Consider the following 25,092-nt stretch of genomic DNA (forward strand, 5'->3'; position numbering starts at 1 on the left):
CTACGGGGGAAGTGCCGAACGCAGTGAGGCGAAAGGGGCGCTCCTCACATTTCCTGCCCGTAGATGCTGCGGATCTCCTCGGTGTAGTGCCCCTCCGCATCGCGCACGATAAGGGCGGGTTCGTGGCGCATTCCTGCGAGCGCCGCCCCCTTCACCGCCTCGATCAGCACGAGATTCGGCGGACGATCGACGCGCGGCTGTACCATGCGCAAGCGCTTGATGGCGAGTTTTACCGCAGCGAGTGCAAGGACAATCTCGCCGAGACGCTCGGGCAGATGCACCATCGCGAGCCGCCCACCATGACGAAGCGCATATGCCGCCGCTTGCACGGTGTCCGCGAGCGTCGCCGTGAGCTCGTGTCGCGCCGCCGCACGCGCACCCATGCTGATGGCGCCGCTCGTGACGAGGCGATACGGCGGATTGCTGAACACGACATCGTATTGAGCGCACGCAAAAAGTGCGGGAGGGTCGCGATAGTCGCCCTCCCGCACCGTAATCTTCTCTGTCAGATGGTTGAGCCGCACATTCCGCACGGCAAGCTCTGCCTGCACAGAGTTCAGCTCCACCGCCGTGATCCCTGCCGTGTGATCCGCGATGAGGAGCGGGATAACCCCTGCGCCCGTACCGAGGTCAAGCACGCGCTCACGTCCCGTGAGGCGGGGGAAATGAGCGAGCAATACGGCATCCATGGAGAAACAGAATTCATCCGTGCGCTGGATGATCCGGCGTCCGCCCATGCACAGGTCATCCATCCGTTCGTTCGGATGCAGTTCTGTCATGTTATTCATACGCCTCATCGCCCTGCTGCGGGCGCGGTGCACGGCGCGGCTGACGTTTCCCGCCCTGCGGTCGGCGACGGTCCGAACTACGTGCGTTGCGTTCCCCGCGTTCACTCCGCTCGCGGCGGTCACTTCGCGGCTTTGCACCGGCAGGGCGCTCACGCCGTTCGCGTCCTTCACGAGGTTCCCTCAGGACACGTCCTTCACGTGGGGCACGCATATGCGGCTCCCGCTCCACACGCAGAGATACGGGGCGTTCCTCCCCCTCGACGCGCGCGATGTCCTCCCATGCGGCGACAACAGTCTTGCCGTCGTCCATGAGAATTGTTGCCGTACGGCGCTGTTCACTGAGCGCGACGATGCGCCCCTCGCCATCCTCGGCGATAACGCGGTCATTCTGCGCCGGCGTATACTCCACTTTTTTCGCGCACATACAGCCGCCGCACCCATAGCCGTCGCTCTCATACTTCAGGCAGCACATGAGACGTCCGCAGATCCCCGAGATCTTCGTTGGGTTGAGGGAGAGGTTCTGCTCCTTTGCCATGCGGATGGAAACGGGCACGAAGTCTCCGAGAAAGGTCGCACAGCAGAGCGGGCGCCCGCAACAGCCCATGCCGCCCATCATCTTCGCCTCGTCGCGCACCCCGATCTGACGCAGCTCGATACGCGTGCGGAACACCCCCGCAAGTTCACGCACGAGCTGGCGGAAGTCGACGCGCCCATCCGCCGTGAAGTAAAAGAGCATCTTCGAGAGGTCAAAGGTCAGCTCCACATCGACGAGCTTCATCTTGAGCCCGAGTTCTCTGATCTTCTCCTCGCAGACCGTACGCGCCTCTCTTTCGCGGGCGCGGTTCTCGTCGATCCGCGCGAGATCAGAGGCATCCGCAATGCGATGCACGACGCGCAGATTCGGCGGAACGGATTCATTTGGCACCTCACGCGGGGCGATGACAACCTTGCCGCACTCCATGCCGCGCGTGGTTTCGACAATGACGTGGTCCCCCTCGACAATCGTGAGCTGCCCCTGCCCGAATGAATATATCTTGCCCGCCGACTTGAAGCGGACACCTACAATCGTTTGCAAAACTTCCTCCTAGGTATATATATTATGCGCGCGCAGCAAAAATGCCTCCAGCTGCAATGCGGGGTTCACATTCGCCGCAAAGCGCCGCGTAAGTTCATGCGTCCTCTCCATGAGGGCAAAAAGATCGGTGCGGGACATCCGCCCGCAAAGTGCCGCAAGATCATCCCGCCGATCGGGATGATAGAGCTCCGTTGCCGTACCGTCCTCATAGAGGATGAGCAGGTCACGCGCTGCCATCTGCAGATAGGAGATCCATGCCGTACGCTCTTCGTGTGTGCGCGCGCCAAGCGCCTCCGCGCGTGCCCGAATGTCCTCCACGCTGAGCGTCATGATCTGCATGAGGAGTGCAAGCGCATCGTCACGCAGCGCCAACCCCTCCTCCGCAAGGGCATAGGCTCGTCCGAGGCTGCCGTCTGCGAGAGCAGCAATCGCCGCCGCATGCTCTGAACCTCGCTCCGTAAGCGCTGCGGCGATCTCCGCACGCGAAAGTGCACCGAAGGCAATGCGCATGGCACGCGAGCGAATGGTCGGCAGGACGGCATCATAGGCACTGGTCACAAGGATGAAGAGAATCTCCCCCGCCGGTTCCTCCATGGTCTTGAGGAGGCGGTTCGCCGCGGTCTCGTTCATCCGATCGGCACCGTCAATCAGAATGATCCTCCGCGCCGCCGAAACGGGTGCACCGGATGCTGCAATGAGGATGTCACGCACCGCCTCCGTCCGGATCATCGCCGCACTCTTGCCGCGTGCCTCGGGGATGACCTCGAAATAGTCGGGATGGACGCCCGCTGCCATCGTACGACAGGAGTCACAATGCCCACAAGGCGCATCCCCCGCGTGTGCGCAGAGCAGTGTCCGCGCCAATACGCGTGCCGTGCGCCGCTTTCCGACGCCCGCCATGCCGCTGAACAGCAGCGCATGGGGCAGGCGCTGCGCGGCGGCACATATACGCAGCCGACGAATGACCTCCGCGTGCCCGCGGATATCTGTCCAGTCCTGCGGGAACTGCTCCCGCTCCCCTTCCTCAATCGTGGGGACAGGTGCTGTTTTTTTCGTACGTGCCATTACATGTAGAGATCGACGAGCATCCCTCGGATGGCATCATGGCTCGCAATGATGTCGAGCTGATCTGCCTGTCCGAGGCGGATTTTCTCTGCCATCTCCTCAAGTTTCCTGTCGATCTTGCGTACGGAGGTATAGACCTTCTGTCGACCAAGGCGATCCCACCCCGCCTGCGTACGCAGTTCGTACATTGTGCCGACCGCCTCACCGATGAAGCTCTGAATGAGCGAGCGATAGGAGCGCAGTTCGTCGAAGGTCGGTGACTTCGAGAGACGTGCCCCCTGCTCGTCGATTTGCTCAAGCAGACGATCCATCGCCTCGCGCGACATGGATGACTCCTGATCCGCAAGTTCCATGCTGAAATCCGTTGTTGCACCGCGCACACCTGCATCCGTCTCCGCACGCGGCATTGAGAGCGACGTGCTCCGTGCAATGCTACTGTCTATCTTCATCGCCATCGCGTCCACCCGATCCCTTTTCCTGTATTCTTAATAGAATGATATAATTCACCGATTGTTATTATAGCCCGAACAAACGGCAAAGTCAAAGCCGGAAATTGACATTGCCCTCATACTTTGTTATTCTTATTTATAAAGAACATTAAGGAAGCACTGATAAATTCAGCACCGCCATCTTGACGCATCTTTTTTGCCCGCACTTCGTCGGCAAATCCTCCACATAGCTTTGGCTATGCGTCCGGTTTGCCTCCTTGTTCGGACGAAAAAATCTACGCCAATCTGACGGACTTCATTTTATCAGCGATTCCTTAATTGCGGAAAGGATCTGACAATATGGTTGAAGGAGAAAAGCTCTCCGCGCTTCTAAAGCATGGCTCTTCCATCCACATCATCGAGCCGGAACTTGATATTGACCACTACGGTACACTCGAGCTCAGCGAGAAGGAACAGGAGGCAGGAAAGCCCGAGGGAGCCCTTGCGGTGCGACTCGATATCCCGGTTGGGAAATTCGTCGACACCCCGGAGGTCGGTCGCATCTTCCAATGTCACCTCACGGGATCCGGCTGCGTCTATCACTTCGAAGTGCCCTATCGCTCTGCCTCTCCGCTGCCCGATACGATCTGGTATCTCGACATCCCCGAGAGCGCGGAGCGCATCCAGCTGCGTGACTTTGTCCGCGTGCCCATTCCGATATCGATCGAGGTGAAGCTTCCCGGCAACCACGGGAGCCTCAAGGACTTTCGCGAGGTCGCGCTCATCGACATCAGCGGCGGTGGGCTTTGCTTCGTCCACGACGAGCCGCTGATCATGGATACACCGATCAGCGTGCGCGTACCCGATCTCCCACGCATCGGGACGCTTGAGACCAAGGGCACAGTCCGACGGGCAACGGCAATCGAGACGAATCTCGGCATGACGTATCACATCGGCGTGGTGTTCGGCGACAGCCTCGGAAAGCGCGAGCGCGAACGCCTCGTGCAGAGCATCTATCAGCTGCAGCAGAGCTATCTGCGCAAGGGTCTGAAGGTGCCGCAGATCAACCATACGAAGCGGGGCTGAATATGCATAAAAATGGGGCTGTTGCACGAAGTTGGAAAACTTCGTGCAACAGCCCCATTTTGTATTCCAAACTTACGCCCAGCGCAGTTTCATCAGCTCCGGATAGACCTCCTCGAGTACTTGGAGGCCGACACCGACCATTGCCATGAAGCTGTCTGCCTGAAACACTCCAACGTGGAGATCCAGCGGCAGATCAATATCGACCACCACGTCCTGCTCGTCATCAACGACGAATTTCACATAGCGATACTGACTGTTCCACTCGTTGAGCTTTTCATGGAACGCGGTCACGTCCGAGTTCTCATCCAGACGCACAAGCCCAAAGTACTTGATCTTGATAAAATCGTTCGTGTCGCCCTTCTCCGTGACGACAATCGCGATGCTTACGACGCTGCCGTTGTCGAGCTGCTGACGCATGCGGATGATCTGATCCTCGCCGTCCTCCGTCGCGTCCTCGCCGTATTTCATATCCTGCTTGTCAAGTTCCGCTTTGATCGCTTCAAATGCGCTGTTCTTGAGTCCTTCCTCGCTTCCGCTGAAGCCATCAAAAAGTCCCATAGAATTCCTCCGTTCAACGTGCGTATTCAAAAACAAACGATTTCCCTATTCCTGCGGGCGCGGTCTGTGCCCACGCGTACAGAGTTCCATCAGGTCATCGTAGATATTCTCCACGATGCGCATGCCAACCGCCATCATCGCCATGATGCTGTCCGGCTGGAACTTCCCTTTGTGAAGATCGAGCGGCAGATCAATGTCCACGACCACATCTTGGTCGCGGTCGAGGCACAGCTTCACGTAACGGAATTCAGCATTCCACGTGTTGATTTTCGCGAGCAGCTCCGCACGCCGATCGCCGGCCTCCAGATAGGCGATATCGTAGAGTTTGATTTTGATAAAACCGTCAGCGTGATCGTATTCACGCACCACGATGACCGCTGTGATCGGTTCATCGTTCTCGAGTTCGTTCCGCATGTAAAAATATGTTTCTTGGCGGTTTTCCTCGTTCTCATCGCTGAGCTCATAGTTCCAGTCAATGCGATCCAGTTCATCCTTTATCGCATTCCGGATCTCCATGGCAGCGGCTTCTTCACCGCCTCGAAATCCATCAAAGAGTCCCATTTGTCCCCTCCATATCTGCTCTGCTCTGACCGCAGGGCATATGTCCCCATACCATATTATGGCGCCGGAGCAATCAAACCGATCGCCGTAAGCGTATCGATTGCAGCAGTGCCGCGAGAGTTTTGAAAATCGAGTGTTGAGACGACGACCTGTCTGATGTAGTGCTGCACGCCGTCTTCGTAGTAGCTGCTGATGTCATGGATCACGAGTGGGGTATCCCCCGCATCCCGCCCGAGATAGAGCATGACATGACCGGGACGAAAGAGCAGTGCCCCCGGCGGCACCCGCGCGAGACACTCATAGCGCTCCGCCCGGGATAATCCGGTAAGAGGCAGAAGCGAACAGGCACGCTCCTGCATATCCGCATCGCGCGGCAGATCAATCCCCATCGCACGATAGATGTTCTGTACATAGGAGGAACAGTCCATGCCTCCATTTTCCCCACCCCAGCCATACTCTGTGTCGAGCGGCAGGAAGGCGAGACGGATGAGATTGTTGTGCGTCAGCGGCAGACGCCCCGTGGTGAGACGTCCGTCATCGGCGATGCGCTCCTCCCGCACGGCGAGATGTCCCTCAGCATCCCGCACGGGCAGGAGAATACGGAGCGCACCATCCGCTGTTCGTGTGCCCGGAATCTTCGCCCCGAGCTGATAGAGCAGCTCCGCATCCTCTATGCAGAGCTGCGCCGCCGTCACGGTGAAGAACTCCTTCGGCGCGGCAAAGCTGCGCCATGTCTCTGCATCCGTCTCAGCAATCGCATTCATGTCCACCCAGCCGCGATAGTCCCGCGTCTCGACAAACGCATAGCGCCCGTCTCGTGAACGGTGAAGCACGAGAACTGCCTCCCCGGGGTCAAGCACGGTACCCTGCAGGGCATCATAGTGAACGGCATCGGGTTCGTCATACCACCCCGCCGCTGTCGGCAGGAAGCGTACATCGGCACGCCGGACGGCGACGGCATAACGAGCGGCGACATGCGTGCCGATCGCCTCGAGGTCACGGTTGTCACAAACCTCACGCCATCGCTGCTCTGTCAGGCGCTGCCCTCCCTCATAAAGTTCCGGCAGTACGGTGTCCTGTTCCTGTGCTGCCGCGCGAATATCGTCACGCACCGTCCTCCCCGACCGCAATGTCGGTGCGCTCACGAGATCACGAACGAGCCCCTCTGCCGTGCTCCTATGTAAATATGCTGTGCGCTCCTCCACACGGAGAAGGGGCTCATCGCCATCCGCACGCAGCCAGTAGTCTGCGGTCGCTGCCGCTCCCTCAACAGGCAGCGCCGCATGTGCAGGGACTACGCCAAGGAGGAACACAAGGAATGCACCGAGGAGCGCTGCACAGCACGCACGTCCCCCGATGTGCTCAGGCACTCTCCTGCTCTCCGCGCAGCTCACTCAGCCCCCATGCGAAGAAGGCGTCCATCCCGAGGAAGGCAAAGGCATTGTCCGTCACCGCCTCCCCGAACTCCTCCATCGTGCCGATGGCAAAGGAGCCTGCGTGACGCCCGGGCGCACGTGCAGGGAGATCCCCCCGCGCTCCGCGCTCGAAGAATGCCTCCGTATCGTTGTTGACAGCGGCAAGCTCGTGCAGGAAGTTGCGCGCCATCTTCATCTTGCCGAGGCGGTAGAAGAGCATCGCCAGCGGCAGGTACATCATCGCCACGCCCTCTTCGTAGCGCTGATACAGTGCAATCGCTGCATCCCCCTCCTCGACCGCCGAGTAGATGAACATCAGCTGATAGCGGCGTCCGAGTGCGTCGTGCTCCGAGAGTCGAAGCATCTCCTCGCACTCCTTTGCGGCAAGACGCAGCTTGCGTGCCGTGAGAAGCGACTCGAGATAGGAGAGCCGCAGGAACATATAGGGCTTCGTCGCAGGCATCGACCAGAACTTGCCGATGTTCTCCTCCGCGAACATCCCCTCTGCCTCAAGCCGCGCCGTTGCCCTGCGTGTCAGATCCTCGTAGTGGTGCACGCGGTCATCGGCATTCTTGGCGAGGTACTCGATCTGCATACACGCAGCGGTAATGTTCTCCGGCTCCATGCGCAGAACCCGCTTGATGATGCGATAGCGCTCCTCCCCGGTCTTCTTCCGTGCGCGCGCGATGAGTTCGTCTGCGGTGAGTGTATTCACCTCACGCGGCAGATTCGGATTCTCACGCAGTCGGCGACTGAGGTCCGATACGATTTCCGTCATGCGCTCCACGCTGACATTTCCGCCCTCCGCCTTTACCATGCGGTTCAGTTCAAGCTGCATCCATTCCTTGTCTGTCATGCGGTGTCCCTTCCTTTGCTTGTAGTTCCTACGTCTATTATACCTTGTTTTTACAGAAAAAGCTATAAAAAAGAACTGCCGCCCCGCGCTTGGGGAACGGCAGTATGTTCACGATTTTTTCTTCTTCTTTTTCTCTTTCTTTTCCTTTTTCGCGGGCTTTTCATGTGTGTTATCGGTCGGTTCCGCGAGTTGTGCCTTCTTCGCATCCAGCGCCGCACGGTCAGCATCACTCAAAATGCCGCGCGAACGGTGGATCATCTCCTCCTGATGTCCGACAGTGTAGTCGATGATGGCGTCGAAGAATTTCTTTTCGACATCTTTGTCTGAGAGCTCTGAGAGATGGATCTCTTTCGTATTCTCCTCACGGGAGAGCGTGCCCCACATGCTGTCCAAATCCTCATGTGCCGTGATGTGGACAACCCCTGTGCGCAGATCGATCAGGAGATACTCTGCCGCTCCCGAGAGATCGCTGTAGCCATCGAGCGGCAACATGCGCCAGCGGCGCTTGGAGACGACATCCTGAATCTGGATGTCGTCGTAGATGCGCAACGTCGGCACGACAATCTTCGTGAGATCGATATAGCCGTGTGCATCTGTCGCATACTGGATCTGTTCTTTGTTAAAATAGTAGCCTTGACGCGCCGTCGACTGCACCCACTGATAGATGTGCTTTGGAATTTCCTCGGCGGCTGCGGGACGGGCTCCCATGAACAGGACGGCACAGAAAAGGAGTGCCGCCCCCCATTTTTTTTGCACGTATCATCGCTCCCATCAAATAATTACTATCAACTCCTTCCCTATGCTAGACCAAAAACCTGAATTTTTGCTGAATCCGAATCGCTCAAAGACCGGAGTGCAGCTCCCAATCGTCCGCGTTGTCGAGGCTGTCCAGCTCGTACGGCGTACCCTGATAAACGTAGTAGTTCAGCCAGTTCGCAAAGAGGAGATGCGCGACGCTGCGCCAGCGCACGACGGGCGCGCGATTCGGGTCGTCCTCGGGGTAGTAGTTGCACGGAATGTCCGGGTTAAGACCGGCTGCGAGATCGCGGTCATACTCCGCCTTGAGCGTCAGTGGGTCGTACTCGGCATGCCCCGTGATAAAGAACTGACGACGGCGCGGATTCGCAATGATATAGACGCCTGCGTCCCCCTCGGAGAGAATTGTCAGCTCCGGCACGCGCTCAATGTCTGCGCGCCGCGTCTCGGTGTGGCGCGAGTGGGGCACATAGAACGTATCATCAAAGCCGCGCAGGAGCGGCTCATGCTGCACGCAGAGCCGGTGCTCGAAGACGCCGAAGACCTTCTTCTCCATCCAATGCTTTGGAATGTTATAGTGATAGTAAAGCCCCGCCTGCGCCCCCCAGCAAATGTGGAACGTCGAATACGCGTGTTTTCGGCTCCACTGCATGATCTCCGAGACCTCGTCCCAATATGCAACGCGCTCAAACGGCAGCTGCTCGATCGGCGCACCTGTGATAATAAAGCCGTCATATTTTTTATGGCGCACCTCGGCAAAGGTGCCGTAGAACTCTGTGAGGTAATCACGCGAGGTATGCGACGGAATGTAGGACTCCGTGTAGATAAAGTCCGCTTCTACTTGGAGCGGCGTATTGCCGAGGAGACGCAGGAGCTGCGTCTCTGTCACGTCCTTGATCGGCATGAGATTCAGGATGAGAATGCGCAGCGGGCGAATGTCCTGACCATACGCGCGCGCTGCATTCATCACGAAGACATTCTCGCTCTCAAGCACATTGGTCGCAGGCAGATTGTTCGGTATCTTAATCGGCATTGTATCCGTTTCCCTTTCCCAACCCTATATCACGGTATCTGATAGCGCGTGACCCACGTACTGTAACCATCCGCAAAGGCGCGCAGACGGACGAGGCCGCGTTCCTCGGGGGTACCGCGTGCAATCATGCGGTAGGCACCCTCGTAGCCATCCTCAAGGGGCTGCCAGCCGCCCGCAGACGACCAATATTTCCCCGTGACGATGCGCTCGGTTCCCTGCGGCAGATTCACCGCTCGCTTGTCAAATTTGATCTCGACCACTTTGCCGTCTGCGTTGCGCACCTCCGTCCATGCCCAAAACACGAGGTTGTCACGCACACGGCGCATCGTCGACGTATCTGCCGTCACCTGTGTCTTTACCCCCGATGCCATTTCATCCGACCAGAGGAGGATCCACCGATCATCGGCGCGCAGACGTGCCAGCTCTCCCCGATGAAAAACCATATCGACGATGGCGGCATAGAATTCCTCATCGAATTGCTGGGAGTTCATCTCCTTCTCCGTCCCCTCCCCCTTTGACCAGAGGACATGCCCCGCCGCATCGTAGAACGTCTCTCCCATATATTGCAGCGTACGCTTCTGAGGGGATACGCGCACCTGTGCAACGGCGTAGGAAAGCTGCCCCGGGTTCTGGATCACGTGACCGATCTTGTAGTTGCGGATCGTCTCATCCGCCCCCTCGTAGCTGAACCCAGTCTTGATTTCACCCGTGATCTCCGTCGCAACCGATCCTCCTGCACCCGCTACGGAGGACGTTACACGTACTGACGCAGGAGCATAGAATTTCGAATACTTATCGTTGGAACTCAGCCATGTCCACGCGCGCCCATCCTCAGCAAGGACTGTGGGACATAGTGCAAGCAGGAAGAGGAAGGGCATCAGCAGCCCCAACCCATATCTTATCTTTGTGCTCATCTCTTGCGCTCCTCTCTCAGTCGAGTGCGACGATCTCCCGTGCACGTCCACCCGTAAAGCGTATCTGCTCCACATAGCCGAAGGAACGTGCGTACTGCACCGCTTCCTCATTGTAGCGCGCACAGTCCTCTGGCTTATGCGCGTCCGAGGTCGTGATGATCGGCAGATCATAGTCCTTTGCCATGCGCATAAAATCGGGATAGGGCGAAAACTCCTGGACCGGATAGCGATAGTACGTGCCCGTATTGAGGTCGACGATCATATCCGCTGCTTTCATTGCTTTCGCAACGCGCGCGAGGTACGGTGTCACATCGAAATCGGGGAAGTATTTGTAGAGGCGAATGTTGAACGGATGCCCGAGGGCGTCATAGAGCCCCGACGCCGCGAGTTTTTCAACCTCCTCGGTGTACCATTCGTAGATATCCGTAAGCGGATGGTTCTCCCACTCCGCTACAATCGCGCCCGTGTCATATGCCCAGCCGCGCAAAAAGTGAACCGAGCCGATGATGTAATCAAAGGGATAGGCACGAAGGATCTTCGCTACCGCCTCCTGATCTTGGAAGTTGCAGACCTCAATGCCCGCAAGCACCCTGTGTCTTTTCCGCAGCTTTTCAATGAATGCGAAGTATTCGTCGAGCGTGTATTTGAACTTGTTCGACTTCAGCCATTTGCGCTGGAACGCACCTACGAAGCTGTCGTCGAGAATGAGATCGTCATAGTAGAGCTGCTCGAACTCCGGAAATGTATGCGAGTGCTCGGAGAAGCCGATCTCATCGACGCCGCGCTCCGCCGCCGCACGGAAGAAGCCCTCTGCATAGTCCTCGTCATAGGAGCCGTACTCCAGATGCATATGATAGTCAAAGCGCATATCGTACCTCAGTCAAACTCGCCCGCAAGGATTCGCTCACAGACCGCCATCACACCGTGCGCACGATTGCTCGGTGCCATGTAACGCGCGCGCTCCTTTACCTCGGGCAGAGCGTTCTCCATCGCAAAACTGTGTGTAACCGCATCCATCATTTCGAGATCGTTCTCATAGTCACCGAACGCAACGCACTCATCGGGCGTGATGCCGAGACGTTCCTGAAGACTCTTGACAGCAACGCCCTTGCTCACACCGAGGTTGTAGAGGTCAACCCACTCGGAGCTTGAGAGCGTCACCTGAAGACGATCCGTATACACCTGCATGAAGGGCAGGATCGTGGTGCCGGCATTGCCCGTAATGTCACAGAAGGATATTTTGATCGGTGTATCGTCCACGGTGGAAAAGTCCTCCACAACCGCCGCCCGCGTTACATACTTCGCAAGCTCGGTGCGAAACGCAGGTGCGTCGTCATCCGCATTCAGATACCCCCGTTTCTTGCCGCAGAACACCGCATGCGCTTCGGGAATTGTGTCCGCCGTCCGCAGAACATCCAAGGCGAGCGAGCGATCCATCGCGCTCGAGAAGAGCTCTTTGCCGCGCTCCATCACCATCGTGCCGTTCTCCGTCACAAAGATCAGATCATCCTTCCACGCTGCAAACGTCTGCAAAAGCGAGGCATACTGCCGCCCCGATGCAGGCGCAAAGCGAATGCCGCGCTCCGTGAGCCGCCGATAGACATCCCCGAACTCTGCGGGCAACGCGCCATGTTCATCCAGTAGAGTCCCATCCATATCCGAAAAAATCAGCCGTATCATCCCGTCCCTCCTCGTTCTCTCTTCCTTTGTATATAATGTGATCATTATAACAAAGAACGATTTTCCGCGCAATCAAAAGAAGGGCGCTCGTGATAAACAACACAGATAGGATTATGGCATCTTAGCTTCCCCCGCCAGAGCGGGGGATCTGTCAACCTCTTCCAATCACACTTCGCCTTTCGGCTTGTGTTCTTGGGAGGTTTTCCCATACGACCTGTTACCCGCTCAGCTGCGCCCTTCGGGCTTGCTTCTCGAACAGGTCAGTAAGTGGCGAGCGCAGCGAGCCGATAGGGGCGTTCGTGCAACAGTCCCTTTATCCGTATGCAAAGGAATGTTCGTGACGCTGCCCCCTTATTCCTCCTCGGGATACTTCATGCCCCACGAGCGGCGAATCTGCGTCATCAGATCCATCACGTCGATCGTATAGTCAAGGTGCATCTCATCGCGCTCCCCCGCAACCGCCGCCTCCATGTCGAGCACCTCGTACATGAGGGCATCTGCTGTCGCACCTGCTGCGATCTCCTCCGTGCGCCCGTCCGCCGTGCATGTGATGCGTGCACGCTCGCCGCGCGGGTATTCAAACATTTCGATATAGGCGTTCTCATACGCAATCGTACCGCGCTTGGGCTGCTTCGCGTGGAGTGAGAGCGTGATTGCTGCCATCTCCTCCTCCGCATTCTTGAGGAGGATGGACGCCTGCTCGTCGACGCCCGTCGGCGCGTACTTCACCTGAGAGAGCAGTTCTGTCGGCTGTGACGAGAGGAAATAGCGGACGAAGGACAGGGCATAGACACCGATGTCGAGCATCGCCCCGCCCGCAAGTTCGCGACAGAAGAAGCGGTTCTCCATATCGTATTCCTTGAAGCTGCCGAAATTCATCTGGATCATGCGCAGGGGACCGAGAGAGCCGCCTGCAATGAGCTCCTTCAAGCGACGGTAAATCGGCATATGATAGATCGTCATCGCCTCTGCAAGTACAACGCCATGCGTCCGCGCACAATCGACCGCCCGCGCCAATTCCTCAGAGTTCAGTGTGATGGACTTCTCGCAGAGGACGTGTTTGCCCGCCGAGAGCGCCGGCATCAAATAATTGATGTGAGTGTTGTGCGGCGTGGAGATATAGATGATGTCGACATTCGGATCATCGAACACGTCCTCCATCCGCTCATACACCTTCGGAATGCCGTACTGCGCGGCAAACTCCTGCGCCTTGCGCTGTGTGCGGTTGCCGACGGCATACAGCCCGCCCCCAAGCGCCTGCATGGCGCGCGCAAGTTCGTTGCCGATCACGCCGCAGCCAAGTGTCGCCCAACGATATCTCACCTTTGACATAGAACCCCCCTCCTTGCCGAAAGCATTCGACATGGAGGGGATTTTTCCTTTTGTCCATACTTCCTTTATTCAAAAGGCAACACTCTCCACGCATGCGATCTCGATATCATTCGGCTGCAAAATAATTCAAAAAATTCGTCTTTACCCCCTTGAAAAACGATTATATTCGCGCTATACTGAAATCAAATTTTTTGTTTGGTTAGCAAAATTATTTTTAGGGACAGGAGGATATAATATGGACGAGCGTTTTCTATGGGCGCTGAACCGGATGCCCAAGACCGAGGATACGTTTCTGTCGCTGCTCTCCCTCAATGAGGTGAGGCACGCACGGACGTTCCATGAGAGTTTCCCTCAGTATGGGCCAACACCTCTGACGAGGCTCCCAAAGATGGCGGAGTATCTCGGTCTCAGCGATGTCTTCGTCAAGGATGAGTCCTATCGCTTCGGACTCAACGCATTCAAGGTATTGGGCGGGTCCTATGCAATGGCGCAGTACATCGCTCAGGAAACGGGCCGGGATATCGCGGATCTGCCTTACAATGTACTCACCTCAAAGAAGCTACGCGAGGAGTTCGGCACAGCGACGTTCTTCACGGCGACGGACGGCAACCACGGACGTGGCGTCGCTTGGGCGGCGCGGGAGCTCGGACAAAACGCCGTTGTCCACATGCCGAAGGGGACGACGCAGACGCGCCTCGAGAACATCCAAAAGCTCGGGGCAAAGGTCGATATTCTGGATCTCAATTACGATGACTGCGTGCGGCAGGCCGCAAAGGAGGCTGCTGCGACACCGCGCGGCGTCATTGTGCAGGACACGGCTTGGGACGGCTACGAGGACATCCCCGGCTGGATCATGCAGGGGTACGGAACAATGGCACTGGAGGCAGCAGAGCAGATCAAGGCGCAGAGTGCCGAGCGACCGACGCACGTCTTTGTGCAGGCCGGTGTCGGCTCACTTGCAGGCGCAGTGATCGGCTTCTATGCGAATCTTTGGAGCGACAATCCGCCGACGTTCGTCGTCGTAGAGGCAAAGGCGGCGGATTGCCTCTACGAGGGTGCGCTCGCAGGAGATGGGAAAATACGCACGGTTGGCGGTGACATGGAGACCATCATGGCAGGTCTTGCCTGCGGTGAGCCAAACACCATCTCATGGGACATCCTAAAGAATCATGTGAAACTCTTCGTCGCCATCTCCGACGATGTGGCGGCAGACGGGATGCGGATGCTCGCCGCACCGATCAAGGGAGATCCCCCTATCACCTCGGGCGAATCGGGCGCGGCCTCATTCGCCGCACTCATGGCTCTCATGACGGATGACGCCTGCGAGGAACCGCGCGCATTGCTCGGCCTTGACAGAGATTCGCGCGTGCTCGTCTTCTCGACGGAGGGCGATACCGATCCCGAGCGTTACCGCGAAATCGTCTGGGAGGGACAGTTTTAGTGCATGCAGTTTTGGAGCTTTATTATTTTTCAGAAAGGACGTAGGATAACATGGCTTTGAACTATGAACGCATCAAGGAAGCAGCACAGGGGTACGAGGCGCAGATGACGAAGTTCCTGCGGGACATCGTGCGTGCCCCCGGTGAGAGCAGCGGGGAGAAGGCGCACGCCGACCGGATCGCGCAGGAGATGCGCGCGCTCGACTTCGACAAGGTGGAGATCGATCCGATGGGGAACGTGCTTGGCTACATGGGGCACGGCACGACACTGATCGCCTTTGACGGCCACATCGACACCGTCGGCATCGGCAATCGCGCGAACTGGGAGTTCGATCCCTACGAGGGCTTCGAATCGGCGACGGAGATCGGCGGGCGTGGGACGTCCGATCAGCTGGGCGGTGTCGTCTCGGCGGTCTACGGCGCGCGCATTATGAAGGATCTCGGACTGCTCTCGGACAAGTACACCGTGCTCGTCACGGGGACGGTGCAGGAGGAGGACTGTGACGGCCTCTGCTGGCAGTACATCATCCAAGAGGATAAGGTACGCCCCGCATTTGTCGTATCGACGGAGCCGACGGACGGCGGAATCTACCGCGGTCAGCGGGGCCGCATGGAGATCCGCGTCGAGGCACAGGGCGTCTCCTGCCACGGCAGTGCACCCGAGCGCGGCGACAATGCCATCTACAAGATGGCCGACATCCTCCGGGACATCCGCGCACTGAACGAAAATCCCGCCGACGACCCAGAAATCCAAGGGCTCGCAAAAATGCTGCACAAAGAGCACAACCCCGAATATGAGGAGGCAAATTTCCTCGGGCGCGGCACAATTACCTGCTCGGAGATCTTCTTCACATCGCCGAGTCGCTGTGCGGTCGCGGATTCCTGTGCAGTTTCGCTCGACCGCCGGATGACGGCAGGCGAGACATGGGAGGGCTGCCTCGAAGAGATTCGCGCCCTGCCGCATGTCAAGAAGTACGGCAAGGACATAAAGGTCAGCATGTACGAATATGCCCGCCCGAGCTATACGGGGCTCACGTATCCCATCGAGTGCTATTTCCCGACTTGGGTCATACCGAAGGATCACAAGGTCACGCGATCCATCGAAACGGCATACAAAAACCTCTTTGGCGAGAAACGCATCGGCACCCCTGAGACAATCGCCTCACGCGAGGGGCGGCCTCTCACCGACAAGTGGACGTTCTCGACGAACGGCGTCACCATCATGGGGCGCAACGGCATTCCCGTCATCGGCTTCGGACCGGGTGCAGAGGCGCAGGCGCATGCACCCAACGAGCGAAACTGGAAGCAGGATCTCGTCACCTGCGCCGCCGTCTACGCGGCGCTGCCGAGCATCTACATCGCAGATTGATTGCGGGCATCGGATTTGAAAGGAGCATCCATTATGAAAGCAGATTTTGAGGCGAGCCTTCGGAAGTTGGAAGGGCTCAGAACACAGGATATGTTCGGGCAGGATTTCCTGCTGACGTGGGACAAGACGGATGATGAGCTGAAGGCTGTCTGGGCGGCAGCGGACGCACTCCGCGCCCTGCGCGAGGAAAACATCTCAGCGCGGCTCTTCGACAGCGGTCTTGGGATCTCCATCTTCCGCGACAATTCCACACGCACGCGCTTCTCCTTTGCCTCGGCGTGCAACTTCCTCGGATTGAACGTGCAGGATCTCGACGAGAAGAAGAGCCAGATTGCACACGGCGAAACGGTGCGCGAGACGGCGAACATGGTCTCGTTCATGGCGGACGTGATCGGCATCCGCGACGATATGTACATCGGCAAGGGGCATACCTACCAGCTCGAAGTCGCACAAGCGATTGAGCAAGGACACAAGGACGGCATTCTCGAACAGCGCCCAACCATTGTGAACCTGCAATGTGACATCGACCACCCGACGCAGGCCATGGCGGACGCAGCGCACATCATCCACACATTCGGCGGCATGGAGCAGCTGCGCGGCAAGAAGATTGCAATGACATGGGCCTATTCACCGTCCTATGGCAAGCCGCTCTCGGTGCCGCAGGGCGTAATCGGGCTGTTCACGCGGCTCGGCATGGATGTCGTGCTCGCACATCCGGAGGGCTATGAAGTCATGCCCGATGTGCTGAATGTGGCAAAGGAAAACGTGCAGAAAGGCGGTGGTTCGTTCCGTGTGACGCATGATATGGACGACGCTTTTGCGGATGCCGCCATCGTCTACCCGAAGAGCTGGGCGCCCTTCGCTGCGATGGAAAAGCGCACGAAGCTCTACGCAGATGGCGACGAGGCGGGCATCAATGCGCTCGAAAAGGAACTCCTCGCACAGAATGCGGGACACAAGGATTGGTGCTGCACCGAGGAGCGGATGCGGCGCACGGAGGACGGCAAGGCACTCTATCTGCACTGCCTGCCGGCTGACATCAACGACGTCAGCTGTGCACAGGGCGAGGTCGAGGCATCCGTATTCGACCGCTATCGCGACCATCTCTACAAGGAAGCGAGTTACAAGCCTTATATCATCGCCGCAATGATCCTGCTCGCGAAAGCAAAAGATCCCGCGGCGGCGCTCCGTGCGATGAAGTCCCGCGCCCTGCCCCGCAAGATCTACTGAGGGCAGGAGTATGGAGCAGCAAGAAAAAAGCGGGAAGAAGAAGCGGCGCGTTGTCATTGCACTCGGCGGCAACGCGCTTGGCAAAAGTCTGCCGGAGCAGATACAGGCCGTCAAGATCACGTCGAAGGCGATCGTGGATCTCATCGAAGAGGGCTGCGAGGTCGTCGTCACGCACGGCAACGGCCCGCAGGTCGGCATGATCAACAATGCAATGGCGGCGCTCTCGCGCGAAAATCCTGCGCAGCCGAACACGCCGCTCTCGGTCTGCGTTGCCATGAGTCAGGCGTACATCGGCTATGACCTGCAGAACGCCCTGCGCGAGGAGCTTTTGAATCGCGGCATCACGAACATCTCCGTCGCGACCATCATCACGCAGTCACGCGTCGATGCAGACGACCCGGCATTCGATGATCCGACGAAGCCGATCGGACACTTCATGACGAAAGAGCAGGCCGCATTCGCCGAAAAGAATTACGGCTACATCATGAAGGAGGACGCGGGGCGCGGCTACCGCCGCGTCGTTGCCTCCCCGATGCCGCGCGAGATCATCGAGATCGGTGCCATTCGTGCCCTCGTTGAGGCGGGACAGCTCGTCGTTGCCTGCGGCGGCGGCGGCATCCCCGTCATGCGGAACGGGAACCACTTGAAGGGCGCGAGTGCCGTCATCGACAAGGATTTCGGGAGTGAGCTCATCGCGGAAAATTTGGAAGCTGACTACCTGATTATCCTTACGGCAGTTGAAAAGGTTGCAATCAACTATCGAAAACCTAACGAAGAGTGGCTGGATGAGCTGACGCCCGAGGAGGCGCGCCGCTATATCGCCGAGGGGCAGTTTGCCCCCGGCTCCATGCTGCCGAAGGTCGAGGCGGCCATCCGCTTCGCCGAGTCCGCACCGGGGCGTACAGCCCTCATCACACTCCTCGAGAAGGCCAGAGACAGCGTGCTCGGCAAGACCGGCACACAGATCCATACCTAGGAAATCACTGAAAAATGAAGCCCGTCAGATTGGTGCAGCTTTTTGTCCGATCAAGACGCAGAGTGATGCTCTGTGGAGGATTTGCAGGCGTTGAGAGGGCAAAAATCTGCACCAAGAGGCGCAAGCTGAATTTATCAGTGCCTCCCTTGTACAATTTCATGTAGGAGGAATTACCATGCAAGTATCCTGGATTGTCATTGCGGTCGTTCTGGGTTACATGGCTATCATGCTCTTCATCGGCTGGTACTCAAAGAACCGCATCGAAAGCAACAGCGATTTCATGGTTGCGGGACGCAGGCTCGGTCCCATACTGATGGCCGGCACCCTCGCCGCAACAGAGATCGGCGGCGGCAGTTCACTGGGCGTCGTCCAACAGGGCATGGGTAACTACGGGCTTAGCTCGGCTTGGTACGTCATTGCAATGGGCTTTGCCTTCGTCATCCTCACCTTCCTCGCGCCACGCTTCCGCGCCGCGATGGTCAAGACTGTACCCGAATATTTTCGCCGCCGCTACGGCAAGATTCCCGGTTTCATCACGGCCATCATCATGTTCCTGCCGCTCGTCGGTCTGACCGCCGGGCAAATGATCGCCTCTTCCGTCATTCTTTCGACGATGCTTGGCATCAGTTTCGACGCAGCGGTCATCGCAATTTGCTGCATCGTCACAATTTACTCGGTCATGGGCGGTCTCTGGAGTGTCACACTGACGGATTTTGTTCAGGTCTTCTTCATTGTCTTCGGTATGGCTGTCGCCATTCCCTATGCATTTGATCTGGCGGGCGGCTGGACAAATATCAAAGCGCATGTGCCGGCAGAGTCGCTCAGCCTTTTCTCCGGCTACAGCGTTCTGGATGTCCTCTCGTTGACCATCATGTATATTGCGACCTTTACCGTTGGACAAGAAGCCGTCTCGCGCTACTATGCGGCACGTGACGGCAAGGCCGCACAGCAGGGTTCCATCCTCGCGGCCATTATCAATTTTGTCTACGGTTTCATCCCCGCCATCCTCGGTGTCACCGTCCTCGCACTCATTAACATGGGCATATTTGACCCTGCCCAGTTCGCGGATGTCGGCTCACGTTATGCACTGCCTGTTCTCGCTGTGAACGCAATGCCGCCACTCATCTGCGGTGTACTCTTCGCCGGAGTCATCTCGGCGACGATGAGCAGCGCGAGCTCGGATCTTCTGGGAGCGGGCTCCATTTTTGCCAACGACATTTACCGTGAGTACATCAACAGGAACGCAAGTGACATTACGGTTATGCGCGTTGCACGCATCGTTATGGTGCTCTCCGGGCTTCTCTCGCTTCTCATTGCCCTCTTCAACACGTCGAGTATCATCACGATCCTCATGTTTTCGTTCACGCTGCGTGCTGCCGGCTCGTTCTTCCCCTATGTCATCGGACTTTACTGGAAGGGCGCATCCGAGGCCGGGACCCTCGCCTCGCTCGTCGTCGGCACCTTCGTCGTCGTCTACATTGAACACATCTCGCACGGCACGATCTTCGGGCTCCATGTTGGGCAGCCTATCCTGCCCGGTCTGATCGCGGCGCTTATCGCGTTCCTTGTCTTCTCGAAGCTCATACCGCCCAAAGAGTACACGACCGAGCTTACGCCGGACACGCACGAATCGTAAGACTTTGTTCTTCGGCAGGAAAGGTTCTTTGATCGAAAAACGGAGGGGAAGTCGCCGTCTCCATACTGTATGGGGGCTTCCCTTTCCCATTGTTAGGAGGGATAACTATGCAGACGCAGTCAGAGTATCAAGTGGAGAAGGATGGCATTGTCAGCCTAACCGAGGCGGGCGTAAAGGCCATTGAGAACCACAAGAATTTCTACAGCCCGGCGACCAGCCCCATACCGCGCGAGAAACGCGACTGGCACACAAAGGACATGGCAAACCTGTGGATCGGCATCATGGTGTCGATCGCGGTTTACCAGGTCGCGAGCGGTCTGTTGGTCGCAGGCATGACATGGTACCAAGCGCTCATCACGATTGTCCTCGGTCACACGTTGGTCATGGCGGTCGCGATGATCATCGGTCACTATGGCGTGAAGTACGGCATGAACTATGCAATGCTGGGCAAGACCATCTTCGGGGAGAAAGGGCTTTTCATCCCCGCACTGATCCGCGGCATTCTTGGCGTCTTCTGGTTCGGCGTGCAGGCTTGGATCGGCGGACAGGCGGTGAACATCATCATCCAGACGATCGTCCCGAGCTGGGAGGGGCTCGGGTTCACGGGCTTCTTCATCTCCTTCCTGATCTTCTGGGCGATCAATGTCTACATCGCGGCCTATGGCAACAAGGCGGTCAAGATCCTCGAGGGGGTTTCCGCACCTGCGCTGATCCTGATGAGTCTCATCGTCATCATCTGGGGGTTCAGCACTGCAGGCTGGAGCCTTGACGCACTCCTCAGCGCGCGGGTTCTCCAGCCGCAGGAAGGCATAGACTTCTGGACGCTCTTTTGGCCGGCACTCTCCGCTATGATCGCCTTTGACGGCGGCATTGCGCTCTCCATGCCGGACTTTACGCGCAGCTGCGTCAACCAACGGGCACAGATCCTCGGTCAGATCATCAGCGCACCGATCATGACGGGCTACATCGCCTTCGTTGGCATCTGCGGCACCGCCGGTGCATGGCTCGCATTCGGCAAAGAGATTTGGGAACCCGCCGTGCTCGTCGGCAATTTCGACAGCATTGCGATCCGCCTCATTTTCTCCATCTTCATCATCATGGCCATCCTGACGACGAACGTCGCAGGCAACTTGATCCCGCCCGTGAACATCGTGGCATCCTACGTCAAGGGGCGCCTCAACTATCGTCAGGTGGCGATCCTCGTTGCAGTCCTCTCGCTCTTTGCACAGCCGTGGAACTCTCTCTCCAGTGCCTACCACCTGATCTTCGATGTGACGCAGTTCCTCGGCGCTCTGATCGGACCGATCTCGGGTATCTACATCGCAGCCTACCTCGTGGAGTACCGCACGGAGATCAGCATTGTTGACGCCTACATCGAGGGACAGGGAAAATATTTCCACACAAATGGCTGGAATGTGCGAGCTCTCCTCATCGTGGCCATCTTCACCGCGCTCATCTTCATGGGACGCTTTGTCCCTGTGCTTGAGCCTCTCTTCAACAACGCCTACGTCTTCGGCACGCTCGGCGCAGGTCTGACCTATGCGCTCATTGTAAAGCTGGGAGGCGCGTCCAAATGAGGACCGTCATCAAGGGAGGGCTCGTCTGTCTGCCGAGCGATCCCACGCATCTCGACATTGCCGTCGAGAATGGCGTCATCACAGAAATCGCCGAGAATCTAGATGTCGGAGACGATTTCCTCATCGACGCCTGCGGCATGGTCGTCGTGCCGGGCGGCATTGACCCGCACACCCACATGGATCTCCAGCAATCCCCCAAGTACAGGGCATGCGATACCTTCCTCACAGGCGGCATCGCGGCGGCCTGCGGCGGTACGACGACCATCATCGATCACATCGCGTTCGGTCCACCCGGCTGCACGCTTCGCCAACCACTCGATGTCTATTGGGATCTCGCGAAGGATTGCCCGATTGACTACAGCTTCCACGGCGTGTTGCAGCATGTGGACATGGACATTCTCGACGAACTTGGGGAACTGATCGACGCGGGCTTCCCAAGCTTCAAGGCGTACACGACCTACGGCTTTCCACTGATGGAGGCAGGGCTTATGCCTGTTCTGCGCGTGATGCGAGAGCGCGCTGGACTCCTCACCGTCCATTGTGAAAGCGATGTGATCACGAACACCCTCCGCAGAGATCTGGGTGCAGGGGAGCAGGAACCCATCGAACATGCGCTGACGCGTCCCAACATCGCCGAGGCGATGAGCGTCAACATGCTGCTCTCCATCGCGCGGGCGGCAGGCGATGCACCTGCGTACATCGTCCATCTGTCGGCGCATGAGAGTCTCGATCAGCTGCGCCTCGCGCGGCAGGAGGGGCAGCGCAACGCCTACGCCGAGACCTGCACCCAGTACCTCACACTCACGGAGGACAAATTTCGGGGAAATGCCGACGACGCCATCCAGTACATCATGGCGCCGCCGCTCCGCAAGGAGGAGGATCGCGCGGCGCTCTGGCAGGGGCTGCACGACGGCGACATCCAAGTCGTTGCCACCGACCACTGCCCCTTTATGCCCGACGAAAAACGCGCCTATGCCAAAGACTTCCGCGACTGCCCGGGCGGTGTGCCGGGCGTTGAGGAGCGCATGCCGCTCATCTTCAGCGAAGGAGTGCTCGCAGGGCGCATCTCCCTCCCCGATTTTGTTCGCGTGACCAGCACGAATGCGGCGAAGATCTTCGGTCTTTATCCCAAGAAGGGAACGCTCCTCCCCGGGAGTGACGCCGACATCGTCCTGATCGATCCACGGCGGGAGCATACCCTCACCGCAAGCGATCTTCACAGCACCTGCGGCTGGACCCCATATGAGGGCATGACCGTGCGCGCATCAATCGCCCTCACCATGCTGCGCGGCGAAGTCATCGCGCGGGAGGGTGCATTCCTCGGACAGCGCGGCTATGGCCAGTTCCTCCAACGCAAGCGCAATGTCCCCTACGAAGACATTGTGCGGTGCTGATCGAAGAGAAACACTTGCTTTTCCTGTGGGGAAAGTGATATGATAGCAGAAAATGCACGAGGGAAGCCGCTTCCATGCTGCATGGGAGCGGCTTCCTTTTCTTTTGAGAACTGTGAAGGGGTTTTGATAGCATGATGAACGGGCAACTCCTCGCCTGTCTGAAACAAATCGCCGGCGGCATTGCCCAGCAATTCGGTCCGAACTGCGAAGTCGTCGTGCATGATCTCTCCGACGTGGAGCACTCCATCGTCGCCATCGAGAACGGTCATGTCTCCGGCCGCAAGGTCGGCGACGGGCCATCCATGGCCGTGCTCGACGCGCTCAGTGGTCACCCCGAAAAGCTGCATACAGAAGGCAGCTACCTCACGAAGGGCAAGAACGGACGTGTGCTCAAATCGACGACCGTCTACCTGCGCGACACGAACGGAAAGATCCTCGCCCTCTTCTGCATGAATTTCGACATCACGGAGCTTTCTCTCGCTGGCGGCGCACTCGCCCCCCTCATCTCCGTCATGTCACAGAAGGGCGAGGATCGCAGTATCCCGCAGAACGTCGCGGAGCTCCTCGACGACTTGCTCGAGGATTCCGTGCGCCTTGTCGGAAAGCCCGTACCGCTGATGACGCGCGAGGATAAAATGCGCGCTGTTCAATTCCTAAATGAGCGCGGTGCCCTGCTCATCACGAAATCCGGAGACAAGATTTCCAAATTTCTCGGGATCTCGAAGTACACACTCTACAGCTATATTGGGGGAGCCTCGGACGAGCCGTCTGTGTGATGTGCTGACGCAGCCCCCATATAAATCAACACGCCCGAATTTTTGTATCTGCTTGCAGCTACAAAAATTCGGGCGTGTTGTTCTATGCTGTTTAGAGATCGTCGTCCTCGTCTGCCTCCATGATCGAGGCATGGAAGATCTGTGTGCCGTTCTTGCCCGCCTCCGCCGCCTGTTCCATCAGTGCGAGGATGTTGTATTCCCCGCCGATGAGCTGCGCGCTGACCATCTCGATGAGCATCGGGAGGTTCACGCCCGTAACGATGCCGTACTTCTCATTGTTCGCGGCGAGTCGGCACGCCGCATTGTACGCCAAACATTTGTGTACCCCTTTCATTCCACCATATGAATCTTCTTCAGGAAGTGATAGATGCCGTCGGCATCGTTCGCCTCCGTCACGCTGTCTGCAATGTCCTTGATTTCATCAGGTGCATTGCCCATCGCAACGCTGTGCCCGACATAGCGCAGCATTTCGATATCGTTGTAATTGTCGCCGAAGGCAAGTGCCTCCGTGCGGTCAATCCCGTAGTGGGCGAGCAGGCGCTCGATCCCCGTCGCCTTCGACACTGTGCGCTCGATGATCTCGAGGAGATGGGGCAGCGAACGCATGACGGAGAGATTGGGAAATGCTGCCGCCAGTTCGCGCTCCATACACGCAATGAGTTCCGGCTTTCCCATCACAAAGAGTTTGTTCGGCAGAATGTCGTCCGCGATCAGTGCGTCAAAGTCAGCCTCCACCGATGTGACCGTCGTGATCTCCTCTTCCCTGCGCACCTCCGGATCGGCTCGATCGCGCACGTACCACGTATGCCCTGCGTAGTAACTCATCGGTGCCTGCGGATATGCCCCCGAAATCCGATGCAGAACTGCCTCCACATGCGTGCGCGTCATGCGCTCGTCATGAATCTCCGTCCCATCCGGCGTGATGACGAGTGCGCCGTTGTAGCTGATGACCGCAGCACGAACGCCAATTTCCTCGATGATGGGATAGATTGCCTCAGGCATACGTGCCGAAACAAGGGCAAACGGAATGCCCTTCTCTGCAATCTGCCGTATCGCCGCCGCCGTGCGCGGCAAGACGCGGTGATCGGTGGTGATGACCGTGCCGTCGATGTCGGATAAAACGATTTTATAGTCCATAGTCCCTCCCC

Annotated in this window: 25 protein-coding genes; 9 read left to right on the top strand and 16 right to left on the bottom strand. The window is 58.0% G+C overall.

Annotated elements, in window-relative coordinates; genetic code table 11:
- Nucleotides 1-44: 44 nt before the first annotated feature.
- From HMPREF9081_RS11970 to HMPREF9081_RS11985, 4 genes are read right to left on the bottom strand one after another with little or no spacing between them, the layout of a single operon-like run.
- Entirely contained in the window at nucleotides 45-779 is a 735-nt protein-coding gene (locus HMPREF9081_RS11970; RefSeq protein WP_425358247.1) for a tRNA1(Val) (adenine(37)-N6)-methyltransferase, read from the bottom strand.
- A gap of 1 nt (nucleotide 780) precedes the next feature.
- Complete coding sequence (locus HMPREF9081_RS11975) at nucleotides 781-1,863, bottom strand: PSP1 domain-containing protein (protein ID WP_006307670.1); 1,083 nt, start codon at nucleotides 1,861-1,863, stop codon at nucleotides 781-783.
- A 9-nt stretch (nucleotides 1,864-1,872) separates the two neighbouring features.
- On the bottom strand, nucleotides 1,873-2,928 hold the full coding sequence (gene holB / locus HMPREF9081_RS11980) for a DNA polymerase III subunit delta' (protein ID WP_006307671.1): 1,056 nt from the start codon (nucleotides 2,926-2,928) through the stop codon (nucleotides 1,873-1,875).
- A complete protein-coding gene (locus HMPREF9081_RS11985) occupies nucleotides 2,928-3,383 on the bottom strand; it encodes a YaaR family protein (RefSeq protein WP_006307672.1) in 456 nt (151 codons plus the stop codon). Before HMPREF9081_RS11985 ends, holB begins: the two co-directional genes overlap by 1 nt.
- Nucleotides 3,384-3,716: 333 nt before the next feature.
- Between HMPREF9081_RS11985 and HMPREF9081_RS11990 the strand changes: the two genes are divergently transcribed.
- A complete protein-coding gene (locus HMPREF9081_RS11990) occupies nucleotides 3,717-4,442 on the top strand; it encodes a flagellar brake protein (RefSeq protein ID WP_006307673.1) in 726 nt (241 codons plus the stop codon).
- A gap of 72 nt (nucleotides 4,443-4,514) precedes the next feature.
- Here HMPREF9081_RS11990 and HMPREF9081_RS11995 read toward each other — a convergent pair whose 3' ends face one another.
- The 10 genes from HMPREF9081_RS11995 to HMPREF9081_RS12040 form a co-directional block, all read right to left on the bottom strand.
- The gene (locus HMPREF9081_RS11995; protein WP_006307674.1) at nucleotides 4,515-5,000 is read right to left on the bottom strand and encodes a YbjN domain-containing protein; all 486 of its coding nucleotides are present in this window, start codon (nucleotides 4,998-5,000) and stop codon (nucleotides 4,515-4,517) included.
- 45 nt (nucleotides 5,001-5,045) lie between these two features.
- A complete protein-coding gene (locus tag HMPREF9081_RS12000; RefSeq protein WP_006307675.1) occupies nucleotides 5,046-5,561 on the bottom strand; it encodes a YbjN domain-containing protein in 516 nt (171 codons plus the stop codon).
- Nucleotides 5,562-5,617: 56 nt separating this feature from the next.
- Nucleotides 5,618-6,931 carry an SH3 domain-containing protein gene (locus HMPREF9081_RS12005; RefSeq protein ID WP_006307676.1) on the bottom strand — a complete coding sequence of 438 codons (1,314 nt, stop codon included), beginning with the start codon at nucleotides 6,929-6,931 and terminating at the stop codon, nucleotides 5,618-5,620.
- On the bottom strand, nucleotides 6,924-7,832 hold the full coding sequence (locus HMPREF9081_RS12010; protein ID WP_006307677.1) for a hypothetical protein: 909 nt from the start codon (nucleotides 7,830-7,832) through the stop codon (nucleotides 6,924-6,926). Before HMPREF9081_RS12010 ends, HMPREF9081_RS12005 begins: the two co-directional genes overlap by 8 nt.
- A gap of 108 nt (nucleotides 7,833-7,940) precedes the next feature.
- Nucleotides 7,941-8,588 carry a hypothetical protein gene (locus tag HMPREF9081_RS12015; RefSeq protein ID WP_006307678.1) on the bottom strand — a complete coding sequence of 216 codons (648 nt, stop codon included), beginning with the start codon at nucleotides 8,586-8,588 and terminating at the stop codon, nucleotides 7,941-7,943.
- An 85-nt stretch (nucleotides 8,589-8,673) separates the two neighbouring features.
- A complete protein-coding gene (metA, locus tag HMPREF9081_RS12020; RefSeq protein WP_006307679.1) occupies nucleotides 8,674-9,621 on the bottom strand; it encodes a homoserine O-acetyltransferase MetA in 948 nt (315 codons plus the stop codon).
- Nucleotides 9,622-9,650: 29 nt separating this feature from the next.
- On the bottom strand, nucleotides 9,651-10,535 hold the full coding sequence (locus tag HMPREF9081_RS12025; protein WP_006307680.1) for a hypothetical protein: 885 nt from the start codon (nucleotides 10,533-10,535) through the stop codon (nucleotides 9,651-9,653).
- A gap of 16 nt (nucleotides 10,536-10,551) precedes the next feature.
- Nucleotides 10,552-11,403, bottom strand: a complete 852-nt coding sequence (locus tag HMPREF9081_RS12030; protein WP_006307681.1) for a histidinol-phosphatase — start codon at nucleotides 11,401-11,403, stop codon at nucleotides 10,552-10,554.
- An 8-nt stretch (nucleotides 11,404-11,411) separates the two neighbouring features.
- On the bottom strand, nucleotides 11,412-12,215 hold the full coding sequence (locus tag HMPREF9081_RS12035) for an HAD family hydrolase (protein ID WP_040395218.1): 804 nt from the start codon (nucleotides 12,213-12,215) through the stop codon (nucleotides 11,412-11,414).
- A gap of 351 nt (nucleotides 12,216-12,566) precedes the next feature.
- The gene (locus HMPREF9081_RS12040) at nucleotides 12,567-13,547 is read right to left on the bottom strand and encodes a Gfo/Idh/MocA family protein (RefSeq protein WP_040395221.1); all 981 of its coding nucleotides are present in this window, start codon (nucleotides 13,545-13,547) and stop codon (nucleotides 12,567-12,569) included.
- 235 nt (nucleotides 13,548-13,782) lie between these two features.
- Between HMPREF9081_RS12040 and dpaL the strand changes: the two genes are divergently transcribed.
- From dpaL to HMPREF9081_RS12080, 8 genes are all read left to right on the top strand, one after another.
- Nucleotides 13,783-14,988: a diaminopropionate ammonia-lyase gene (gene dpaL / locus HMPREF9081_RS12045; protein ID WP_040395226.1), complete on the top strand. Its 1,206-nt coding sequence runs from the start codon at nucleotides 13,783-13,785 to the stop codon at nucleotides 14,986-14,988.
- A gap of 50 nt (nucleotides 14,989-15,038) precedes the next feature.
- Complete coding sequence (locus HMPREF9081_RS12050) at nucleotides 15,039-16,355, top strand: YgeY family selenium metabolism-linked hydrolase (RefSeq protein ID WP_006307685.1); 1,317 nt, start codon at nucleotides 15,039-15,041, stop codon at nucleotides 16,353-16,355.
- A 33-nt stretch (nucleotides 16,356-16,388) separates the two neighbouring features.
- Nucleotides 16,389-17,585: a knotted carbamoyltransferase YgeW gene (ygeW, locus tag HMPREF9081_RS12055; RefSeq protein ID WP_006307686.1), complete on the top strand. Its 1,197-nt coding sequence runs from the start codon at nucleotides 16,389-16,391 to the stop codon at nucleotides 17,583-17,585.
- A gap of 10 nt (nucleotides 17,586-17,595) precedes the next feature.
- A complete protein-coding gene (gene arcC, locus HMPREF9081_RS12060; RefSeq protein WP_006307687.1) occupies nucleotides 17,596-18,561 on the top strand; it encodes a carbamate kinase in 966 nt (321 codons plus the stop codon).
- A 175-nt stretch (nucleotides 18,562-18,736) separates the two neighbouring features.
- Complete coding sequence (locus HMPREF9081_RS12065) at nucleotides 18,737-20,197, top strand: sodium:solute symporter family protein (protein ID WP_006307688.1); 1,461 nt, start codon at nucleotides 18,737-18,739, stop codon at nucleotides 20,195-20,197.
- A 107-nt stretch (nucleotides 20,198-20,304) separates the two neighbouring features.
- On the top strand, nucleotides 20,305-21,774 hold the full coding sequence (locus tag HMPREF9081_RS12070; RefSeq protein WP_006307689.1) for an NCS1 family nucleobase:cation symporter-1: 1,470 nt from the start codon (nucleotides 20,305-20,307) through the stop codon (nucleotides 21,772-21,774).
- Complete coding sequence (gene hydA, locus HMPREF9081_RS12075) at nucleotides 21,771-23,168, top strand: dihydropyrimidinase (RefSeq protein WP_006307690.1); 1,398 nt, start codon at nucleotides 21,771-21,773, stop codon at nucleotides 23,166-23,168. Before HMPREF9081_RS12070 ends, hydA begins: the two co-directional genes overlap by 4 nt.
- A 131-nt stretch (nucleotides 23,169-23,299) precedes the next feature.
- Nucleotides 23,300-23,944: a helix-turn-helix transcriptional regulator gene (locus HMPREF9081_RS12080; protein ID WP_006307691.1), complete on the top strand. Its 645-nt coding sequence runs from the start codon at nucleotides 23,300-23,302 to the stop codon at nucleotides 23,942-23,944.
- 91 nt (nucleotides 23,945-24,035) lie between these two features.
- Here HMPREF9081_RS12080 and HMPREF9081_RS13975 read toward each other — a convergent pair whose 3' ends face one another.
- Nucleotides 24,036-24,278 carry a hypothetical protein gene (locus HMPREF9081_RS13975; protein ID WP_006307692.1) on the bottom strand — a complete coding sequence of 81 codons (243 nt, stop codon included), beginning with the start codon at nucleotides 24,276-24,278 and terminating at the stop codon, nucleotides 24,036-24,038.
- The gene (locus tag HMPREF9081_RS12090; protein WP_006307693.1) at nucleotides 24,275-25,081 is read right to left on the bottom strand and encodes a Cof-type HAD-IIB family hydrolase; all 807 of its coding nucleotides are present in this window, start codon (nucleotides 25,079-25,081) and stop codon (nucleotides 24,275-24,277) included. The genes HMPREF9081_RS13975 and HMPREF9081_RS12090 overlap by 4 nt, the downstream gene beginning before the upstream one ends.
- Nucleotides 25,082-25,092 lie beyond the last annotated feature (11 nt).

The sequence above is a fragment of the Centipeda periodontii DSM 2778 genome (assembly GCF_000213975.1).
In the GTDB taxonomy this organism is placed as follows: Bacteria; Bacillota; Negativicutes; order Selenomonadales; family Selenomonadaceae; genus Centipeda; species Centipeda periodontii.